Genomic DNA, 17,739 nt, shown 5'->3' on the forward strand with positions numbered 1-17,739 from the left:
TGGAACCCTCACTACAAAACCAATCGCACACTATTACTTGATTGCCGTTAAATGGTCGTGCCACTTATTAAAAATAGTTCTTTCCCACACAAAAGCAGGCCAGGCCTTACTAGAGCTGATTGCCTCATGCAGTATCCCAAGTCGCTCATTTGTACCCTGGCGCAACCCTCGGGCCCATTCCCTCCCGCCGCCAGCCGTGTAGAATCGACGCATTCATCGCCAATCATCCCCGGCGGGTTTATGAGCTCAAGCCCAGACGCGCGGCGATCCCGCAGCGTTTACGGCAACTCGCGGATACGTGGTCATTTTCTGTGTGATCCGCCTGTCATTAGAAGCTCACTTCCCTGTTTGTTACCTGATTAGCCGCCCGGAGTTGCTCCATGCCTGACTATCGTTCGAAAACCTCCACCCATGGCCGCAACATGGCCGGTGCCCGCGCTTTGTGGCGCGCCACGGGGATGAAAGATGCCGACTTTAAAAAGCCGATCATCGCCATTGCCAACTCCTTCACCCAGTTCGTACCCGGCCACGTCCACCTCAAGGACATGGGCCAGCTGGTAGCCCGCGAGATCGAGCGCGCAGGCGGCGTTGCCAAAGAATTCAACACCATTGCCGTCGACGACGGCATCGCCATGGGCCATGACGGCATGCTGTACTCGCTGCCTAGCCGCGAGATCATCGCCGACTCCGTGGAGTACATGGTCAACGCCCACTGCGCCGACGCCATTGTGTGCATTTCCAACTGCGACAAGATCACCCCTGGCATGCTGATGGCCTCCTTGCGCCTCAACATCCCGGTGATTTTCGTTTCCGGCGGGCCGATGGAAGCAGGCAAGACCAAGCTCGCCAGCCACGGTCTGGATCTGGTAGACGCCATGGTGATCGCCGCCGACTCCAGCGCTTCTGACGAGAAAGTTGCCGAGTACGAGCGCAGCGCTTGCCCGACGTGCGGTTCGTGCTCCGGCATGTTCACTGCCAACTCGATGAACTGCCTGACCGAAGCCCTGGGTCTGGCCTTGCCGGGCAACGGCTCGGCACTGGCTACCCACAGCGACCGCGAACAATTGTTCCTGCAAGCCGGACGCACCATCGTTGATCTGTGCCGCCAGTACTACGTCGAGAACGACGAGTCGGTGTTGCCGCGCAATATCGCCAACTTCAAGGCGTTCGAAAACGCCATGACGCTGGACATCGCCATGGGCGGTTCGACCAACACCATCCTGCACTTGCTGGCTGCGGCCCAAGAAGCCGAAATCGACTTCGACCTTAAAGACATCGACCGCCTTTCACGTCATGTGCCGCAGCTGTGCAAAGTGGCGCCGAACATTCAGAAGTACCATATGGAAGACGTGCACCGCGCCGGTGGTATTTTTTCCATCCTTGGCTCGTTGGCCCGCGGCGGCCTGCTGCACACCGATTTGCCGACCGTACACAGCAAGACCATGGCCGAAGGCATCGCCAAATGGGACATCACCCAGACTGACGACGAAGCCGTGCACACGTTCTTCCGTGCAGGCCCGGCCGGTATTCCGACGCAGACTGCATTCAGCCAGTCTACCCGCTGGGACACCCTCGACGACGATCGTGAAAACGGCTGCATCCGCAGTGTCGAGCATGCCTACTCGCAAGAAGGCGGCCTGGCCGTGCTGTACGGCAACATCGCTCTGGATGGTTGCGTGGTTAAAACCGCGGGCGTCGACGAGTCGATCCACGTGTTCGAAGGCAACGCCAAGATCTTTGAAAGCCAGGACAGCGCCGTGCGCGGCATTCTGGCGGACGAAGTACAGGCCGGCGACATCGTGATCATCCGTTACGAAGGCCCTAAAGGCGGCCCGGGCATGCAAGAGATGCTCTACCCGACGTCGTACCTGAAATCCAAAGGCCTGGGCAAAGCCTGTGCGCTGCTCACCGACGGTCGTTTCTCGGGCGGTACTTCGGGCCTGTCCATCGGTCATGCTTCACCGGAAGCAGCCGCTGGTGGCGCGATTGGCCTGGTGCAGGACGGCGACAAAGTGCTGATCGACATCCCGAATCGTTCGATCAACCTGTTGATCAGCGACGAAGAGATGGCAGCCCGTCGTGCCGAGCAAGACAAGAAAGGCTGGAAGCCGGTGGAAGTGCGTCCGCGCAAAGTCACCACGGCCCTCAAGGCCTACGCGTTGCTGGCCACCAGCGCCGACAAGGGCGCGGTGCGTGATAAAGCGCTGTTGGACAAATTGGTGCCATAAGCCAATACGTTGAACAAAAATCCCGGCCATGTGCCGGGATTTTTGGTTCATACACCAACTCTGTAGCAGCTGCCGTAGGAACGAGGCTGCGTTCGGCGGCAAAGCCGTCGTGAAATCAGACACTTCGGAACATTAGAAATATTGAAGACTCAGGTTTACGACGACTACGTCGCCGAACGCAGCCTTCGTCCCTCGGCAGCTGCTACGTCACTACTGGATCTGATCCGGCTTGACGATTACCCAGTTTTTATCCGCCGTTACCGGCAACCCCTCTTTGGCTTGCGCCGCCGCATTCTTGGCCATCATGCCTTCCAGTTGCGCCATGTATTTGTCTTTGCGGTTGATCCACAAGTGCACCCCGCCCTTGGCCACGTCCACGCCGTGAAACAGCATATAGCCATCACTGGACGGCGTGTCGCCGCCCACCAGCACCGGCTTTTTCCACTGGTCGATATAGGTCAGGATCGCCGCCTGCTTGCCCGCCATCCATGTCGCCGGAGTCCACAGATAAGGGGTCAACTCCAGCCCCAGGTTGGCTTTCTCGTTGTATGTACCGGCGCTGATCTGTTTGCGGGCAGTGGTCAGCTCACCAGTTTTGCGGTCCTTGAGCAGCGTACTTACGCCAATCACGTTTTGCGGTTTGACGTTGTAACCGTACTTGGGATCGGCCGCGACCATGCGCACCAGCTCTTCCGAAGCCGCGGTCATGACATAGACCTCAATGCCGTTTTCCATCAGTTTGTTGAACAGTTCGACCTGTCCGGTAAACACCTTGGGCGGCTGAACCTCGGAGGTCTTGACCACATCCCCCTCGAAGTAAGTCACTGGCACCGGTTTGCCCGAGGCCATCAGCTCATCCACGTAACCCTTGAGCTGTTGCAGGGTAAAGCCGGAAAACACCTGGGCCACCCACGGGTAACACACCATGTCGTCCACTTCGCACAAGCGATAGTAGTAACTGAACAGGCTTTCTTTATGTTCGGCAGTGTCTTTGAACGGGATCAGTTTGAGCGACGGGTCGAGACTGTCACGGGTGATCAGGCCCTTGTTTTCCATAAACGGCAGCAGCGCTTCTTCCAGATCGTTGCGGTAGCTGGTGTTATCCATGTCAAAGACCGCGAAATTACCCTTGTTCGCGTTGGCAGCAATCATGGCGTCCAGTTGCCTGGCCTGATCGGCGGGCCAGTGTTTGAGTTCTGTGGCCAACACCTGGCCCGCAAGCCCCATACACAGAGTTAACGCTGTCAGCTTGGCGGTCAGGTTCATCAGCTATGCTCCTAGTCAAAAGCACAGACGCTAACAAACCTGTATGACAGTTTTTGGCTTGGGCACGACTGTCATCGTCCTGTCTGCGTCACCTGCTTATTCCAAAAACCTTGGTTGTCATTCCACATCGGTATATTTGTAGATATATCAACCTGTTACGATTTCCGGTTCGCAATAGTTACATCCAAGACTGGTACAAGTCGTCCCCTCGGAGCTTTCATGAATTTCCCGCTGATCCTCAATCTGCTGGTGTTCCTCGCGTTGCTGTTCGGCTTGTCGCTGACCCGCCACACTGCGTGGAGCCTGGCGAAAAAAGTCTTGCTGGCACTGGTTATAGGCGTGGTCTTCGGCCTGTGCCTGCACCTGACCTACGGTACAGACAGCCCGACACTGAAAGCCTCCATTGGCTGGTTCGACCTGGTCGGCAGTGGCTACGTACAATTGCTGCAAATGATCGTGATACCGCTGGTATTCGCCTCGATCCTCAGCGCCGTAGCCCGTCTGCATAACGCTTCGTCCCTCGGCAAGATCAGCTTCCTGACCATTGGCACATTGCTGTTTACCACCATGATCGCGGCACTGATCGGTATCGGCCTGACCAACCTGTTCGGCCTCACCGCCGATGGCCTGGTGGCCGGTGCTGCAGAAATGAGCCGCCTGCAAGTGATCCAGAGCGACTACGCGGGCAAGGTGTCGGACCTGAACGTGCCGCAACTGCTGCTGTCGTTTATCCCACAAAACCCGTTTGCCGACCTGGCGCGAGCCAAGCCGACCTCGATCATCAGCGTGGTGATTTTCGCGGCATTCCTGGGCATCGCCGCGTTGCAGCTGTTCAAGGACGAGCCGGAAAAAGGCGGCAAGATCCTCAGCGCCATCGATACCCTGCAAGCCTGGGTGATGCGCCTGGTGCGCCTGGTGATGAAACTGACCCCCTACGGCGTACTGGCCTTGATGACCAAAGTGGTCGCCATGTCCAACGTGCAGGACATCATCAAACTCGGCAGCTTTGTGGTGGTGTCCTACATCGCCCTGGCGCTGATGTTTGTGATTCACGGCGTGATCGTGTCGTTTTCCGGGGTTAACCCGCTGCGCTTCTTCCGCAAGGTATGGCCGGTTCTGACCTTTGCTTTCACCAGCCGTTCGAGCGCGGCCAGCATCCCGTTGAGCATCGAAGCGCAAACCCGACGCCTGGGCATTCCGTCTTCGATCGCCAGCTTTGCCGCTTCGTTTGGCGCGACCATTGGCCAGAACGGCTGTGCCGGTCTGTACCCGGCCATGCTGGCGGTGATGGTTGCCCCGACCGTGGGCATCAACCCGCTGGACCCTGTGTGGATCGCATCGCTGGTGGCCATCGTGACCTTGAGTTCGGTAGGCGTGGCCGGTGTGGGCGGTGGTGCAACCTTCGCTGCACTGATCGTGTTGCCGGCCATGGGCTTGCCGGTGTCGCTGGTGGCATTGCTGATTTCGGTCGAGCCGTTGATCGACATGGGCCGTACGGCACTGAACGTCAGCGGTTCGATGGTGGCCGGTACCGTGACCAGCCAGATCCTGCACCAGACCGACAAGGCCATCCTGGCTGAAGACGATCATGGTGATCTGGCGCACGCCTAAAAGCTTGCCCTAACCCTCTCCCGGAGGGAGAGGGGATTAAAGGCAAAAGCAGATTTGCGTAACACCACAGATCAGCCCCCTCTCCCTCCGGGAGAGGGTTGGGGTGAGGGGCTTTTTGTAACTAAGCCCTTTCCCACACCTCAAAACTGAACGCCGGCTTGCCCTCTGCAGCCTCGTGCAATTCCTCTGATACCCGTTTCCACTGCGCCTGATCAAACTCAGGGAACCACGCATCGCCTTCCGGGCTCAGGCCCACTCGCGTCAGGTACAACCGGTCGGCATCCACCAATCCCTGGGTGTACAACTGCGCGCCGCCAATCAGCATCACTTCACTGACGCCTTGCTCGATTGCCCACGCCTCGGCACGCTCCACGGCCGCCTCAAGGGATGCAAATACCTCGGCACCTTCAAGCTGCAAGCCGGTCTGACGACTGACCACCAGATTAAGCCGGCCCGGCAACGGGCGACCGAGCGAATCCCAGGTCTTGCGACCCATGATGATCGGCTTGCCCAGGGTGGTGGCCTTGAAATATTTGAAATCCGCTGGCAAATGCCACGGCATGCTGTTGTCGACGCCAATCACGCGGTTTTCAGCGAGTGCCGCGATCAGGCTAAGGGGGAGTGTTTTTTTCATGGCGCCGAGGATACCAGAGCCACCCGCGCCGACAGTACCCTGCCTGACTAACAGCGGTTATGCTCATGGCTCACTTGAATGGACTGGCCTGTGAATCAACTTTCCCCATTACAACGCCTCTGGCTGACCGAGACCGTGCGCCTGCGCGAAGAACACGCCGGCCCGCTGGACGATCTTGAAGCCAATCGGCGCGCCCGCACCAGCGCCGGCGACCTGCCCACACGCCTGCAAAACCGTGCCCTGTGGCTGGCGGAACGGGATGGCTTGCTCGCCGCCATGCAGCACTGGCTGCAAGGTGCGCGGCTGGCGCTGCTGGTATTGGCCGTACTGACGGTACTCAGCGGCGCCGGGCTGGCCTTTGCCGCCCTGGGCAACGGGCAAACCCCGGTCAATGTGTTCTGGGCGCTGGGCAGCCTGCTTGGCCTCAATCTGATCCTGCTGTTGAGCTGGGCGCTGGGCCTGCTGTTTGCCGGTGAACACGGCGCCAGCCTCGGCCGCCTGTGGCTGTGGCTCAGCGAAAAACTCGCCCGCGACGCCAAGGCCGCACAACTGGCCCCCGCCCTGGTGCTGTTGCTGCAACGGCGCAAGCTCAATCGCTGGGCACTCGGCACGCTGGTCAACGGCCTGTGGTTGCTGGCGATGCTCAGCGCGTTGGTGATGATGCTGCTGCTAATGGCCACCCGCCGTTACGGGTTTATCTGGGAAACCACGATTCTTGGTGCCGATGTGTTTGTCGCCGCCACCCGCGCCCTTGGCGCCCTGCCCAACTGGCTGGGCATGAGCGTACCCACCGTGGAGATGATCCGCATCAGCAACGACACCAACCTCTATGACAATGAACTGGTGCGTCAGGCATGGGCAGTCTGGCTGGTGGGCGTGGTCCTTATTTACGGGGTGATTCCGCGTCTGCTACTGGCGGCATTCTGCCTGTGGCGCTGGAATGCCGGGCGCAACGCACTGCAACTTGACCTTAATCTGCCCGGTTACAGCCAGCTGCGCGAGCGTCTGATGCCCAGCAGCGAGCGCCTGGGCGTAAATGACATAGCCCCCGAGCAGTTGCATAACGTGCAGGCCGGGCACAGCGACCTGCACACCGATGGCGCCTTGATCGTGGCCATCGAGCTGGACGATCAACACCCTTGGCCACCCACGTTGCCGGCTACGGTCAAGGATGCGGGCATTCTCGACAGCCGCGAATCCAGGCAAAAACTGCTCGAACAAATGACCCGTTTCCCCCCGGCGCGCCTGGCCATTGCCTGCGACCCGCGACGCTCGCCGGACCGTGGCAGCCTGGCGCTGATCGGCGAACTGGCCCGCAGTGCCCGCGAAACCCGCATATGGCTACTGCAAGCCCCCCCCGGCCAGGCACTGGACGCTGATCGCCTGGGCGACTGGCACACGGCGCTGGAGAAACTGGGTTTACCGTTCGCCGCCAGCGCCCCCCTGAACTGGCTGGAGACAGGCCATGACTAAGCCACTGACGCTGGCCGTGGTGGGCCATACCAATGTCGGCAAAACCTCGTTGCTGCGGACCCTGACCCGAGATGTCGGTTTTGGTGAAGTGTCCCATCGTCCCAGCACCACGCGCCATGTCGAAGGCGCACGGCTGTCGATCGACGGCGAGCCGTTGCTGGAGCTGTACGACACGCCGGGGCTGGAAGATGCCATCGCCCTGCTCGACTACCTTGAGCGCCTCGACCACCCCGGCGAACGCCTGGATGGGCCGGCGCGGGTGGCGCGCTTTCTCGAAGGCAGCGAGGCGCGCCAGCGCTTTGAGCAGGAAGCCAAGGTGTTGCGCCAACTGCTGGCCTCGGACGCCGGGCTGTATGTGATCGACGCCCGCGAGCCGGTGCTGGCCAAGTACCGCGACGAACTCAGCGTACTGGCCAGTTGTGGCAAACCGCTGCTGCCGGTGCTCAACTTTGTCAGCAGCCCGCAGCACCGCGAACCCGAGTGGCGCGAAGCCCTGGCCCGTCTGGGCCTGCATGCACTGGTACGCTTCGACAGCGTGGCCCCGCCCGAAGATGGCGAACGCCGTTTATATGAAAGCCTGGCGCTGCTGCTGGAGCATTCGCGGGGCGCGCTGCAACGACTGATTACCGACCAGGAGGCCCAGCGTGAAGCCCGCAAGCACAGCGCCCTGCGCCTGATTGCCGAACTGCTGATCGACTGCGCCGCTTGCCGACGCAGCGTGGCCAGCGAAAAAACCGCCGAACAACAAGCTACCCAGCAGTTGCGCGAAACGATTCGCCAACGCGAGCAACGCTGCGTAGAAGCCATGCTCAAGCTGTACGGTTTTCGCACCAGCGATGCGGCGGCCAGCGACTTGCCGCTGCTCGACGGGCGCTGGGGCGATGACTTGTTCAACCCCGAGACGCTCAAGCATCTGGGCGTGCGGGTCGGTAGCGGGATTGCCGCAGGGGCTGCGGCCGGGGCAGGCGTGGACTTGATGGTGGGCGGCCTGACGCTGGGCGCGGCGGCGCTGGCCGGGGCCATTGCCGGCGGTGCGCTGCAAACCGCGCGCAGCTACGGCAGCCGCTTGCTGGGCAAGTTCAAGGGCCAGCGCGAGTTGACCGTGGACGACAGCGTGTTACGCCTGCTGGCGTTGCGCCAACGGCAATTGCTGCACGCTCTCAATGCTCGCGGGCATGCGGCGGTGGACAGCATCAAGGTCGCCACCCCGCAGGACAAGACCTGGCGCGAAGGCAAACTGCCCGAAGCCCTGAACAAGGCGCGGGCGCACCCGCAATGGTCGTCGCTCAACCCGCATCCGAAGTTGAGCCAGGCTGAGCGTCAGGAGCAGATTGAGTTGTTGGCCGGGCAGATCTAAGTACCGGCTTACCCCCCGTGGGAGCGAGCCTGCTCGCGATTGGATCATCACTGATACACCGCGTCGTTTGTTTCGCGAGCAGGCTCGCTCCCACAAGAATGGGTACTTAACCCTCTAACAGGCGGACGGCTTTGGCCTTGAGGATTTGCAGGTCGATAACTGGCACATGCATCTGCTTGGCCTGTTCATCCCATACCCGCATGCGCAGGCTCAACCCGCACAACGGGTCCTGCTCGAAGGCATCCGCCTCGGCCTCGCTCATCACCCCGCCCTGATAACCCAGGGTGCGAATGCTCGCCTCACTCAACAAATCGAAATACCCCGGCTGACGCAAGGTCAGGTAACGCTTGGCCTGTACATGGTATTCCACCAGTTTGGCCAGCCGCTCGCTAAACCCGGCACGGCGCAGATAATCGGCGCCCACCCGCTCATGGCTGACTACACCGTATCCATCCATGTTCTTCGCATCATTGACGCAAAAGTGCCCGATATCGTGAAAGAACGCGGCCAACACCACTTCATCGTCATAACCTTCATCCAGCGCAAGCTGCGCGGCCTGGGACATATGCTCGATCTGTGACACCGGCTCGCCGATGTAATCATCGGTACCGAATTGCCGGTACAAGCCAAATACCTCTTCAACCACTTGCTGTGCGTGTGTCATCACATCTCCTCCAGCATCCGGGCGATATTGCCCTCGGCCATTGCCGGGCCCACGCTCATGCCCACGCCCGTGTGCATCAGCGCCGCATTCAGACCGGGCGCCACCTGCAGCCAGGTAAAAGGCCTGGCCCCTTTGGCACCATAGACGCCCTGCCAGCGCTCGACCACCTGCACTTCACAGCCCAGTGTGTCTTCGCACAGTTGCAGCATCCAGTTATCCACCTGTTCGCCGTTGAAGGGTGAGGGATCCTCACTGTAATCATGAGAATCGCCGACGATCAAATCACCATAAGGCGTCGGGCTGATCAGCAGGTGAATGCCGTGCTGCTCCAGATGCGGGCTGTCACGCTGGATTTCGGCCTGCACTGGCGCCGCTTCGGGCAAGTCGGCAAAAGCGCCGTAATGCACACAGCTCAGGCCGGTCAGCAGGGCGTGTTGCAGCCTCAAGTTGACCTTGGGCCGCACGCGCAGCATTTGCAGGCGACAGATCCTCGGGTTGAGCCGGGCCAGTGGCTCGGCCAGCAGGGTCAGGTAATCGTGCCCCGAGCACACAATCACCTGCGAACCCTTGAAACTCCCCGCCGTGGTATGGACCTGACCGGGTTCGACCTCGCGCACCAGGGTCGAAAAATGAAATTCGACGCCCAGCTCACACTGCAAATAGTTGATAAGGGCCGGAATGGCTTCGCGTGAATACACCTGCTGGTCGTCAAGGCCATGCAAAGCGGCGCGATGATGGCTGAACTGGCCACCGTACAGCGCATCCATTTCTGCACCGCGCAATAATTCGGCGCGGTAGCCGAACTCGCGAGCACGACCTTGGCAGAACGCCTCAAGCAAGTGCTCTTCGGCTTCGGTGCGGGCGAACAGGTACGAGCCGTTGCGCTTGAGATCAAAGCCTGCGCGCTGCGCCCAGACTGCCCAAATGTCGCGGCTGGCACGGGCCAGATCGAGCATCACGCCCGGTGGTTGGCCGGTGACCAGCGCCTGGCCGAAATTGCGCACCGAGGCGCCCAGTGGCGTGGCGGTGCGTTCGAAGACGCGTACCTTGAGACCGCGTCTTGCAGCGGCGTAGGCGTGGGACAAGCCCAGAATGCCGGCGCCGACGATAAGGATTGGTTGAGTCATCACGATGTCCTGAAGGGCAACTTCACTTCCCTTGTGGGAGCGGGCTTGCTCGCGATACAAGCGCCGCGGTGCGGCTGTCCAACCGCAGCGATCCAATCGCGGGCAAGCCCGCTCCCACAGGTCTTTTGTGGCTACAAAACTACTGCGCCGCTTTCTCGGACTTGCCGTCATAGCGCTTGCGCCATTCGGCCAGGATGCTGTCGCGGTTCTGCGAGGCCCAGGCGAAGTCGTTCTTGATCAGGCGCTGCTCGTAATCGGCTGGCAGCTCGGTCTGTGGCTTGGCGATGCCGGGCTGGGCGAGTACCGCGAAGTTCTCTTTATAAAGCTCCATCGCCGCGGGGCTTGCGGAGAAGTCAGCCAGCTTTTTTGCTGCCTCTTCGTGCGGCGTCCCCTTGATTACAGCCGTCGCTTCGATTTCCCAACCCAGGCCTTCTTTAGGCAACACGATATCCAGCGGTGCCCCCTGACGCTTGAGCTGTACGGCCGGGTATTCAAAGGAGATACCGATCGGGAATTCCCCCGCAGCTGCCAGCTTGCAAGGCTTGGAACCTGAATGAACGTACTGGCCGATGTTCTGGTGCAGGTCGTCCATAAATTGCCAGCCCTGTTTCTCGCCGAAGGTCTGCAGCCAGGCGCTCACATCCAGAAAGCCGGTGCCGGACGAGGCCGGGTTGGGCATCACGATTTTGCCCTTGTATTCAGGCTTGGTCAGGTCCTGCCAGCTCACCGGCTTGCTCAGGCCCTGTTTTTCCGCCTCGATGGTGTTGAAGCAAATGGTCGCGGCCCACACGTCCATGCCCACCCAGGCCGGCGGGTTGGCTGCATCGCGGTAGTTGCCGCCGATCTTGGCCAGGTCCCTGGGGGCGTAGCTTTGCAGCATGCCCTGCTGGTCGAGGATCGCCAGGCTGGATGCCGCCAGGCCCCACACCGCATCTGCTTGAGGACGGGCTTTTTCCGCCAGCAGCTTGGCGGTGATGATGCCCGTGGAATCGCGCACCCACTTGATCTCGATGTCCGGGTTGGCCTTTTCAAAGGCCTGCTTGTAGGTCTTGAGCTGTTCGGCTTCCAGGGCCGTGTACACGGTCAGTTCAGTTTTGGCAGCGAACGCATTGAAGCTAAAAGCAGTGAGGACAGCAGCGGCAAGAGCAAGAGGCTTGAACATGGTGCGGTTCCTTTTGGGGTGTAGGGGCAGGGTTGTTGTTATTGCGCGGGCGCACCCTGGCGCCAGGCCTGGGAGCGGCGCAGCAAACCGCGCGAAGCCCATGCCAGCAGCAAGGACATACCCGCCGAAGTGAACAGGATCAGGGTCGACATCGCCGCCGCGCCGCCAACGTTGCCGGCGTCGTCCATGTTCAGCACCGCCACCGCCGCGAGGATGGTGTCGGGGCTGTAAAGGAAGATCGCCGCCGACACGGTGGTCATCGCCGAGACAAACAGGTAGCGCATGATGTCCAGCAGTGCGGGTAGACAGATCGGCACTGTGACGCGCCAGTAATGGCGATAGAGCGGCGCCTTGAGCGACAGTGCGGCGGCTTCGAATTCGCCGTCGAGCTGGCGCAGGGCCGTGGTCGCAGTCATTTGTGCAGTGGTCAAATAATGCGCAATGGTGCAGGCCACCAGCAGGGTCATGGTGCCGTAGAGCACATGCAGCGGGTTGCCCGGCAGGTTGAAAAAGAACACGTAGCCCAGTCCCAGCACCAGCCCCGGCACGGCCATCGGCACAAAGCTGAGCATGCGCAGGGCCAGGTTGAGGCCTTTCTGGCTTCTGGTTTTCTCCATCAGATAGGCGCCGGTGAAGATCACCAGACTGCCAATCACCGCCGTACACAGCGCCATCGTTACACTGTTGCGATAGGCCAGCCAGCCGCCGCCTGCGGTGTCGTTGAACTGGTAGTGGTTGAGCGATAGCGACAGGTTATATGGCCAGAACTTGACCAGCGACGAGTACACCGCCATCCCGAAGACCAGCAACAGGGTGGCGCAAATCAGCAGCACAATGGCCAGATAACAGCGGTCACGGCCCTTCGACGGCACGGGTTTGAACACCTGGGCGCGGCCACTCATCGAATCGCCATGCTGGCGGCGCAGCCAGGCATCAACGCCGAAACTGAACAGTGCAGGCAACAGCAGGACCATGCCGATCAAGGCGCCGCGACCGAATTGCTGCTGGCCGACCACGGCCTTGTAGGCTTCAAGCGCCAGCACCTGATAGTCGCCACCCACCACCACGGGCACACCGAAGTCGGTGATGGTCAGGGTGAAGACCAGGCAGAACGCGGCAAACACGGCCTGTTTGGTGCCCGGCCAGGTAATGCTGCGAAAGGCCTTGAAAGGCCCGGCCCCCATGCTCGATGCAGCGTCAAACAAACGTGCATCGGCCAGAGACAAAGCCGACAGCAAAATCATCAAGGCGTGCGGGAAGGTGTAGATGGCCTCACCGAGAACGATGCCCCAGAAGCCGTAGATATTGTCGCTAACCAGCCCACGTAACATGCCCTGGTTACCAAACAGATACACCAGCGCGATGCCCGGCAGCATTGAAGGTGCCATCAGTGGCAGCAACGACAACCCGCGCCAGATGCGTTTGCCGGGGATCATTGTCCTTTGCAGGGCGTAGGCAAACAGATACGCCAGCGGTACGACGATGGCCGCCACGCTGAGGGAAACCTTAAGGCTATTACCCAGTAGCCAGTGAAAGTTGGCGCTGGTGACCAGTTCTCGCGCCGCGACCCAGCCGCCGCCCTGGCCGTCTTCGGCACTGAAGCCGCGCCAGAAGATTGCCAGCAACGGCATCAGCACCGCCACGCTCAACAACAGCAGTAACAGCAGCTTGCCGCCGACCACGAAGATACGGTCACCTAGTTCCGCTCTGCTGGCTTGGCGGGACATTTTGCCGGGCAATGGCAGGGCCATTTCAGCGGCCATGTCAGGCAAACACCTGCAGGCTGCCGGGTGGCAGGGCGACAAAAATATCCGGTGTGCCGAGGCGCGGCAGGTCCTGACTGCCGACTTCGGCCGTCAGGGCATGACCCGGCAGGTGGTTGAGTTCGAAGCTCATGCGGCAGCGATTGCCAAGAAAGGTAATTTCCCTAACCCGGGCCGGGAACAGGTTTTCCTGATGCAGTACCGGATTGACGCTGATGGCTTCGGGACGGCAGAACAAACGCCCCGAGGCGGCGCGGCCAGCGTCATCTGCCAGGCGCATGTTCATGCCGCCGACCTGAGCGTGGGTGGCACTGTTGCGCAAAAACGGTAGCCAGTTGCCCTGCCCCACAAATTCGGCGACAAACGGCGTGGCCGGCTTGTCGTAGATTTCTTGCGGGGTGGCGTACTGCTCGACCTTGCCGTTGTTCATCACAGCAATACGGTCGGCCATCAGCATGGCTTCGTCCTGATTGTGGGTGACCATCAGCGTGGTGATGCCCAGGCTGCGCTGCAATTGGCGCAGTTCGGTACATAAATGCTCACGGACGCGGGCATCCAGGGCCGACATTGGCTCGTCGAGCAATAGCAGAGACGGCGATGGCGCCAGGGCACGGGCCAGGGCGACCCGCTGCTGCTGGCCACCGGAAAGCTGACCCGGGAATTTCTTTTCGCTGCCGGTCAGGCCCACCAACTCCAGCATGTCGCCGACGCGCTTGCGCACCACCTCACGATTGCTGCCAGCCAGGCCGTAGGCAATGTTGGCCTCAACAGTCAGATTTGGGAACAAAGCATAGGACTGAAACAGAATCCCGTAATCACGGGCCTGCGGCGCCAGCTCGGAGACATCGCGATCACCCAGGTACAGTGCGCCCTTGTCCTGATGCTCCAGGCCTGCGATACAACGCAACAGCGTGGTCTTGCCGCAACCGGACGGGCCGAGCAGACACACCAGCTCGCCTGCAGCCACCTCCAGCGAGACGTTATCCAGCGCGGTAAAGGCGCCAAAGCGCTTGCTCACATTGCGCACCTTCATCGGCACGCCGGGCTGGGTAAAAGCGGTTGTGTTCGAGCTGTTCATGGATGCACCTCATCAAGCAGATAAGGGCCATCCTAGAGATGCAATGCGTACAAGATGTGGCAGCAAGGCCAAAGCAGCCGATAGTGGTATTGGTGGATTTGGGTATGGGTGCAGGGTCATTGTGGGAGCGGGCTTGCTCGCGATGGCCTTACCGCGTTTTGCCTGACACACCGCATCGTCTGCATCGCGAGCAAGCCCGCTCCCACAGTGGTTGTGGTCAGGCCGGGGCCATTTCCTGCGCCAGCCCCAGAAACGCCGCCGGCAAACGCGCGGCTTTTCGCTCTTTGAGGCAGTACAGGTATTCGTGGATGACCGGCGCATTTTCCAGGGTCAGCACCCGAAGCTGCGGGTCGTGGGGTACTTCTTGCCGGGCAATGATGCTGATGCCGATGTTGCGCAGCACGGCCTCGCGGATTGATTCCCGGCTACCGATTTCCAGCAGCGGGCCAAAGCTGACACCGGCGCTTTCAAGCAGTCCTTCCGTCAACTGGCGCGTGGTCGAGCCTTGTTCGCGCATCAACAGGCAATGCCCGGCAAGCGCACTCAACGGCACATGCTCAAGCTTGGCCAGCGGGTGATTGCGATGCACCGCCAACACCAGCGGATCGGCACCCAGGACGCGGCGGATCAGGCGCGGGTCTTCCACCAGTTGTGAGGAAGCCGCGATATCGACCCGGTATTCGTCCAGTGCCTCCAGCACCTGCTGGGAGTTGCCGATATCCACCGCCACCTCGATCTGCGGCAAGCGTTCGCGAAAGGCTTTGACCAGATCCAGGATGTAATACGGCGCGGTTGCGGCAATACGCAGCATGCCGGTGCCCTGGCCGCTGTTGCGCAAAAAGAATTCGATATCGGCTTCTTGCTGCAGCAACGCCTTGACCATCGGCAGCAGGCGTACGCCGTCATCGCTGAGGGTCAGGCGCCGGCCGCCACGGTAAAACAGCTCTACACCGTACTGGCTTTCGAGGTTGCGGATTTGCGTGGTCACAGTCGGCTGGCTCAGCCCGAGCTTTTTGGCGGCCTGAGTAATGCTGCCCAGTTGGGCCACCCGGTAAAACGCTTTCAGCTCGGCACTCAGCACAACAGCCCCTCTTGATCTATTTGCGCAACAGGCGCAAACCGTTGAACACCACCAACAGGCTGACGCCCATGTCGGCAAACACGGCCATCCACATGGTGGCCAAACCGAGGAAGGTTACCGCAAGAAAGATCGCCTTGATGACCAATGCCAAGGCAATGTTCTGTTTCAGGATGCTGGAGGTCTGCCGTGACAGGCGAATAAAAGCCGGGATCTTGCGCAGATCGTCGTCCATCAGGGCAACATCGGCGGTCTCGATCGCGGTATCCGTACCTGCCGCGGCCATGGCAAAACCGATCTCGGCACGGGCCAGGGCCGGAGCGTCATTAATGCCGTCGCCCACCATGCCTACATGATGGCCCTTGGCATACAGCGCTTCGATCGCCTTGAGCTTGTCTTCCGGGAGCAGGTTGCCCTGGGCTTCGTCGATACCGACCTGGGCGGCAATGGCGTTGGCCGTGTGAGGATTATCGCCGGTCAGCATCAGGGTCTTGATGCCCAACTCATGCAACTCGCGGATCGCTTCACGGCTGGTTTGCTTGACCGTGTCTGCCACGGCGAACAGCGCCAGCGGGCCTGCGCTGTCGCACAGCAAGATCACGGTTTTGCCCTGTTCTTCCAGCGCAAACAGCTCGGTCTCGAGTTCAGGAGAGCACAGGCCCAATTCTTCAACCAGGCGGTGATTGCCCAGGTGGTAGAGCTTACCGTCGATTTCGCCACGCACTCCGCGCCCCGCCAGCGCGGTGAAGTTATCCACAGCACTCAAAGGCAGATTCTTATCCACAGCAGCATTAGCCACAGCCAGCGACACCGGATGATCGGAACGGCTTGCAAGGCTGGCGGCCAACAGCACCGCGCTGTCAGTGACCAGCGGATCAAGGGGCAGGTAATCGGTTTGCACCGGTTTGCCGTGGGTGATGGTGCCGGTCTTGTCCAGGGCCAGGAAGTCGAGCTTGTGGCCGCCTTCCAGGTACACCCCGCCCTTGACCAAAATCCCCTTGCGGGCCGCAGCCGCCAGGCCGCTGACGATGGTTACCGGCGTCGAAATCACCAGCGCACAAGGGCACGCCACCACCAGTAACACCAGCGCACGGTAGATCCAGTCAAACCATACGCCGCCCATAAACAACGGAGGGATCACCGCCACTGCCAGGGCAAAGGCAAACACCAGCGGGGTATAGATTTTCGCGAAGCTGTCGACGAAACGCTGGGTCGGTGCCCGGGCGCCCTGGGCCTGCTCCACGGCGTGGATGATGCGCGCCAGCGTGGAGTGGCTGGCCTCGGCCGTCACCCGGTATTCCAGGGCGCCGGACTGGTTGATGGTGCCCGCGAACACCTTGTCTCCCACGGTTTTTTCGACAGGCAGGCTTTCACCGGTGATCGGCGCCTGATCGACTGTGGAGTTGCCCGCTACCACTTCACCGTCCAGGCCGATACGCTCGCCCGGCCGTACCCTGACCAGGCTGCCCAGGGCAATGTCTTTGACCTCTAGCTCAATCCAGCTGCCATCCGCCTGCTGCACGGTGGCCTTGTCCGGCGCCATTTGCATCAGACCACTGATGGCATTGCGCGCACGATCGAGGGATTTGGCTTCGATCAGTTCGGCCACGGTAAACAGGAACATCACCATCGCCGCTTCCGGCCATTGGCCGATCAACACGGCCCCCGTCACGGCGATGCTCATCAGTGCATTGATGTTCAGGTTGAGGTTTTTCAGGGCGATCCAGCCCTTTTTATAGGTGGTCAGGCCGCCGCTGAGGATCGACACCAGCGCCACCAGCGCAATCACCCAGGTGGGTGCAGCATCGGTAAAGTGCAGCACTTCAGCCGCCAACGCGCCCACACCGGCCACGGCCAGAGGCCACCAGTGTTTTTTCGCTGGCAGTGCAGGCGGGGCCGCATCCGCACCGGAATCGATGGGCTCGGCGTGCATGCCGAGGGATTTGATTGCGTCGACAATCGGCCCGACGGACGGCAGGTCGTGGGTCACGCCCAATACCCGGTTGATGAGGTTGAATTCCAGTTGCTGCACACCCGCCAGCTTGCCCAGCTTGTTCTGGATCAGGGTCTGCTCGGTGGGGCAGTCCATCGCTTCAATGCGAAAGCTGCTCAGGCGCGCGCCCGCAGTGGCCGCGGCGGCCAGCTTGACGACGCTCGGTCCCGCTGCGCCAGGGCAGCAGCTATGGGCGTGAGCGTGCGTGTCGCCATGCCCATGTTCGTGATCGTGATCGTGATCGTGATCGTGATCGTGCTTGTTCGGTGCGTGAATGGAATCGCTCATCAGATTGCGTCCGGGAA

At 60.8% G+C, this 17,739-nt stretch carries 13 protein-coding genes; 4 read left to right on the forward strand and 9 right to left on the reverse strand.

Going from position 1 to position 17,739, the window contains the following annotated elements; all coding sequences use genetic code 11:
• Positions 1-380 precede the first annotated feature (380 nt).
• On the forward strand, positions 381-2,228 hold the full coding sequence (gene ilvD / locus ACP7BE_RS13875; RefSeq protein WP_094999784.1) for a dihydroxy-acid dehydratase: 1,848 nt from the start codon (positions 381-383) through the stop codon (positions 2,226-2,228).
• A 210-nt stretch (positions 2,229-2,438) separates the two neighbouring features.
• Here ilvD and ACP7BE_RS13880 read toward each other — a convergent pair whose 3' ends face one another.
• On the reverse strand, positions 2,439-3,494 hold the full coding sequence (locus tag ACP7BE_RS13880) for a phosphorylcholine phosphatase (protein ID WP_095017836.1): 1,056 nt from the start codon (positions 3,492-3,494) through the stop codon (positions 2,439-2,441).
• A gap of 219 nt (positions 3,495-3,713) precedes the next feature.
• Between ACP7BE_RS13880 and ACP7BE_RS13885 the strand changes: the two genes are divergently transcribed.
• Complete coding sequence (locus ACP7BE_RS13885) at positions 3,714-5,105, forward strand: L-cystine transporter (RefSeq protein WP_083369724.1); 1,392 nt, start codon at positions 3,714-3,716, stop codon at positions 5,103-5,105.
• Positions 5,106-5,226: 121 nt separating this feature from the next.
• On the opposite strand, the gene ACP7BE_RS13890 is transcribed toward ACP7BE_RS13885, so the two are convergent.
• Entirely contained in the window at positions 5,227-5,739 is a 513-nt protein-coding gene (locus ACP7BE_RS13890; RefSeq protein WP_094999782.1) for a dihydrofolate reductase, read from the reverse strand.
• 90 nt (positions 5,740-5,829) lie between these two features.
• On the opposite strand from ACP7BE_RS13890, the gene ACP7BE_RS13895 reads away from it, so the two are divergent.
• Complete coding sequence (locus tag ACP7BE_RS13895) at positions 5,830-7,212, forward strand: DUF2868 domain-containing protein (protein WP_138738380.1); 1,383 nt, start codon at positions 5,830-5,832, stop codon at positions 7,210-7,212.
• The gene (locus tag ACP7BE_RS13900) at positions 7,205-8,569 is read left to right on the forward strand and encodes a GTPase/DUF3482 domain-containing protein (RefSeq protein WP_426106219.1); all 1,365 of its coding nucleotides are present in this window, start codon (positions 7,205-7,207) and stop codon (positions 8,567-8,569) included. The genes ACP7BE_RS13895 and ACP7BE_RS13900 overlap by 8 nt, the downstream gene beginning before the upstream one ends.
• Positions 8,570-8,675: 106 nt before the next feature.
• Here ACP7BE_RS13900 and ACP7BE_RS13905 read toward each other — a convergent pair whose 3' ends face one another.
• The 7 genes from ACP7BE_RS13905 to ACP7BE_RS13935 form a co-directional block, all read right to left on the reverse strand.
• Positions 8,676-9,233 (reverse strand): phosphonate degradation HD-domain oxygenase, encoded by a 558-nt coding sequence (locus tag ACP7BE_RS13905; protein WP_426106221.1) that lies wholly within the window; start codon positions 9,231-9,233, stop codon positions 8,676-8,678.
• Complete coding sequence (locus ACP7BE_RS13910; RefSeq protein ID WP_095024868.1) at positions 9,233-10,360, reverse strand: TIGR03364 family FAD-dependent oxidoreductase; 1,128 nt, start codon at positions 10,358-10,360, stop codon at positions 9,233-9,235. Before ACP7BE_RS13910 ends, ACP7BE_RS13905 begins: the two co-directional genes overlap by 1 nt.
• A 139-nt stretch (positions 10,361-10,499) precedes the next feature.
• Complete coding sequence (locus ACP7BE_RS13915) at positions 10,500-11,522, reverse strand: putative 2-aminoethylphosphonate ABC transporter substrate-binding protein (RefSeq protein ID WP_094999977.1); 1,023 nt, start codon at positions 11,520-11,522, stop codon at positions 10,500-10,502.
• Between the two features lie 38 nt (positions 11,523-11,560).
• Entirely contained in the window at positions 11,561-13,285 is a 1,725-nt protein-coding gene (locus ACP7BE_RS13920; RefSeq protein ID WP_095017840.1) for a putative 2-aminoethylphosphonate ABC transporter permease subunit, read from the reverse strand.
• A 1-nt stretch (position 13,286) separates the two neighbouring features.
• Entirely contained in the window at positions 13,287-14,363 is a 1,077-nt protein-coding gene (locus tag ACP7BE_RS13925) for a putative 2-aminoethylphosphonate ABC transporter ATP-binding protein (protein WP_095017841.1), read from the reverse strand.
• Positions 14,364-14,580: 217 nt separating this feature from the next.
• The gene (locus ACP7BE_RS13930) at positions 14,581-15,444 is read right to left on the reverse strand and encodes a LysR family transcriptional regulator (RefSeq protein ID WP_094999777.1); all 864 of its coding nucleotides are present in this window, start codon (positions 15,442-15,444) and stop codon (positions 14,581-14,583) included.
• Positions 15,445-15,460: 16 nt separating this feature from the next.
• Positions 15,461-17,722 (reverse strand): heavy metal translocating P-type ATPase, encoded by a 2,262-nt coding sequence (locus ACP7BE_RS13935; protein ID WP_426106225.1) that lies wholly within the window; start codon positions 17,720-17,722, stop codon positions 15,461-15,463.
• Positions 17,723-17,739 lie beyond the last annotated feature (17 nt).

Source organism: Pseudomonas sp. TWR1-1-3, from assembly GCF_049896805.1.
Lineage (GTDB): Bacteria > Pseudomonadota > Gammaproteobacteria > Pseudomonadales > Pseudomonadaceae > Aquipseudomonas > Aquipseudomonas bubulae.

Bases quoted from the DNA above. Each gene is read 5' to 3' on its own strand.
- ACP7BE_RS13925 (WP_095017841.1), bottom strand. From the start codon at position 14,363: ATGAACAGCTCGAACACAACCGCTTTTACCCAGCCCGGCGTGCCGATG.
- ACP7BE_RS13920 (WP_095017840.1), bottom strand. From the start codon at position 13,285: ATGGCCGCTGAAATGGCCCTGCCATTGCCCGGCAAAATGTCCCGCCAA.
- ACP7BE_RS13915 (WP_094999977.1), bottom strand. From the start codon at position 11,522: ATGTTCAAGCCTCTTGCTCTTGCCGCTGCTGTCCTCACTGCTTTTAGC.
- ACP7BE_RS13885 (WP_083369724.1), top strand. From the start codon at position 3,714: ATGAATTTCCCGCTGATCCTCAATCTGCTGGTGTTCCTCGCGTTGCTG.
- ACP7BE_RS13910 (WP_095024868.1), bottom strand. From the start codon at position 10,360: ATGACTCAACCAATCCTTATCGTCGGCGCCGGCATTCTGGGCTTGTCC.
- ACP7BE_RS13905 (WP_426106221.1), bottom strand. From the start codon at position 9,233: ATGACACACGCACAGCAAGTGGTTGAAGAGGTATTTGGCTTGTACCGG.
- ACP7BE_RS13935 (WP_426106225.1), bottom strand. From the start codon at position 17,722: ATGAGCGATTCCATTCACGCACCGAACAAGCACGATCACGATCACGAT.
- ACP7BE_RS13890 (WP_094999782.1), bottom strand. From the start codon at position 5,739: ATGAAAAAAACACTCCCCCTTAGCCTGATCGCGGCACTCGCTGAAAAC.
- ACP7BE_RS13880 (WP_095017836.1), bottom strand. From the start codon at position 3,494: ATGAACCTGACCGCCAAGCTGACAGCGTTAACTCTGTGTATGGGGCTT.
- ilvD (WP_094999784.1), top strand. From the start codon at position 381: ATGCCTGACTATCGTTCGAAAACCTCCACCCATGGCCGCAACATGGCC.
- ACP7BE_RS13900 (WP_426106219.1), top strand. From the start codon at position 7,205: ATGACTAAGCCACTGACGCTGGCCGTGGTGGGCCATACCAATGTCGGC.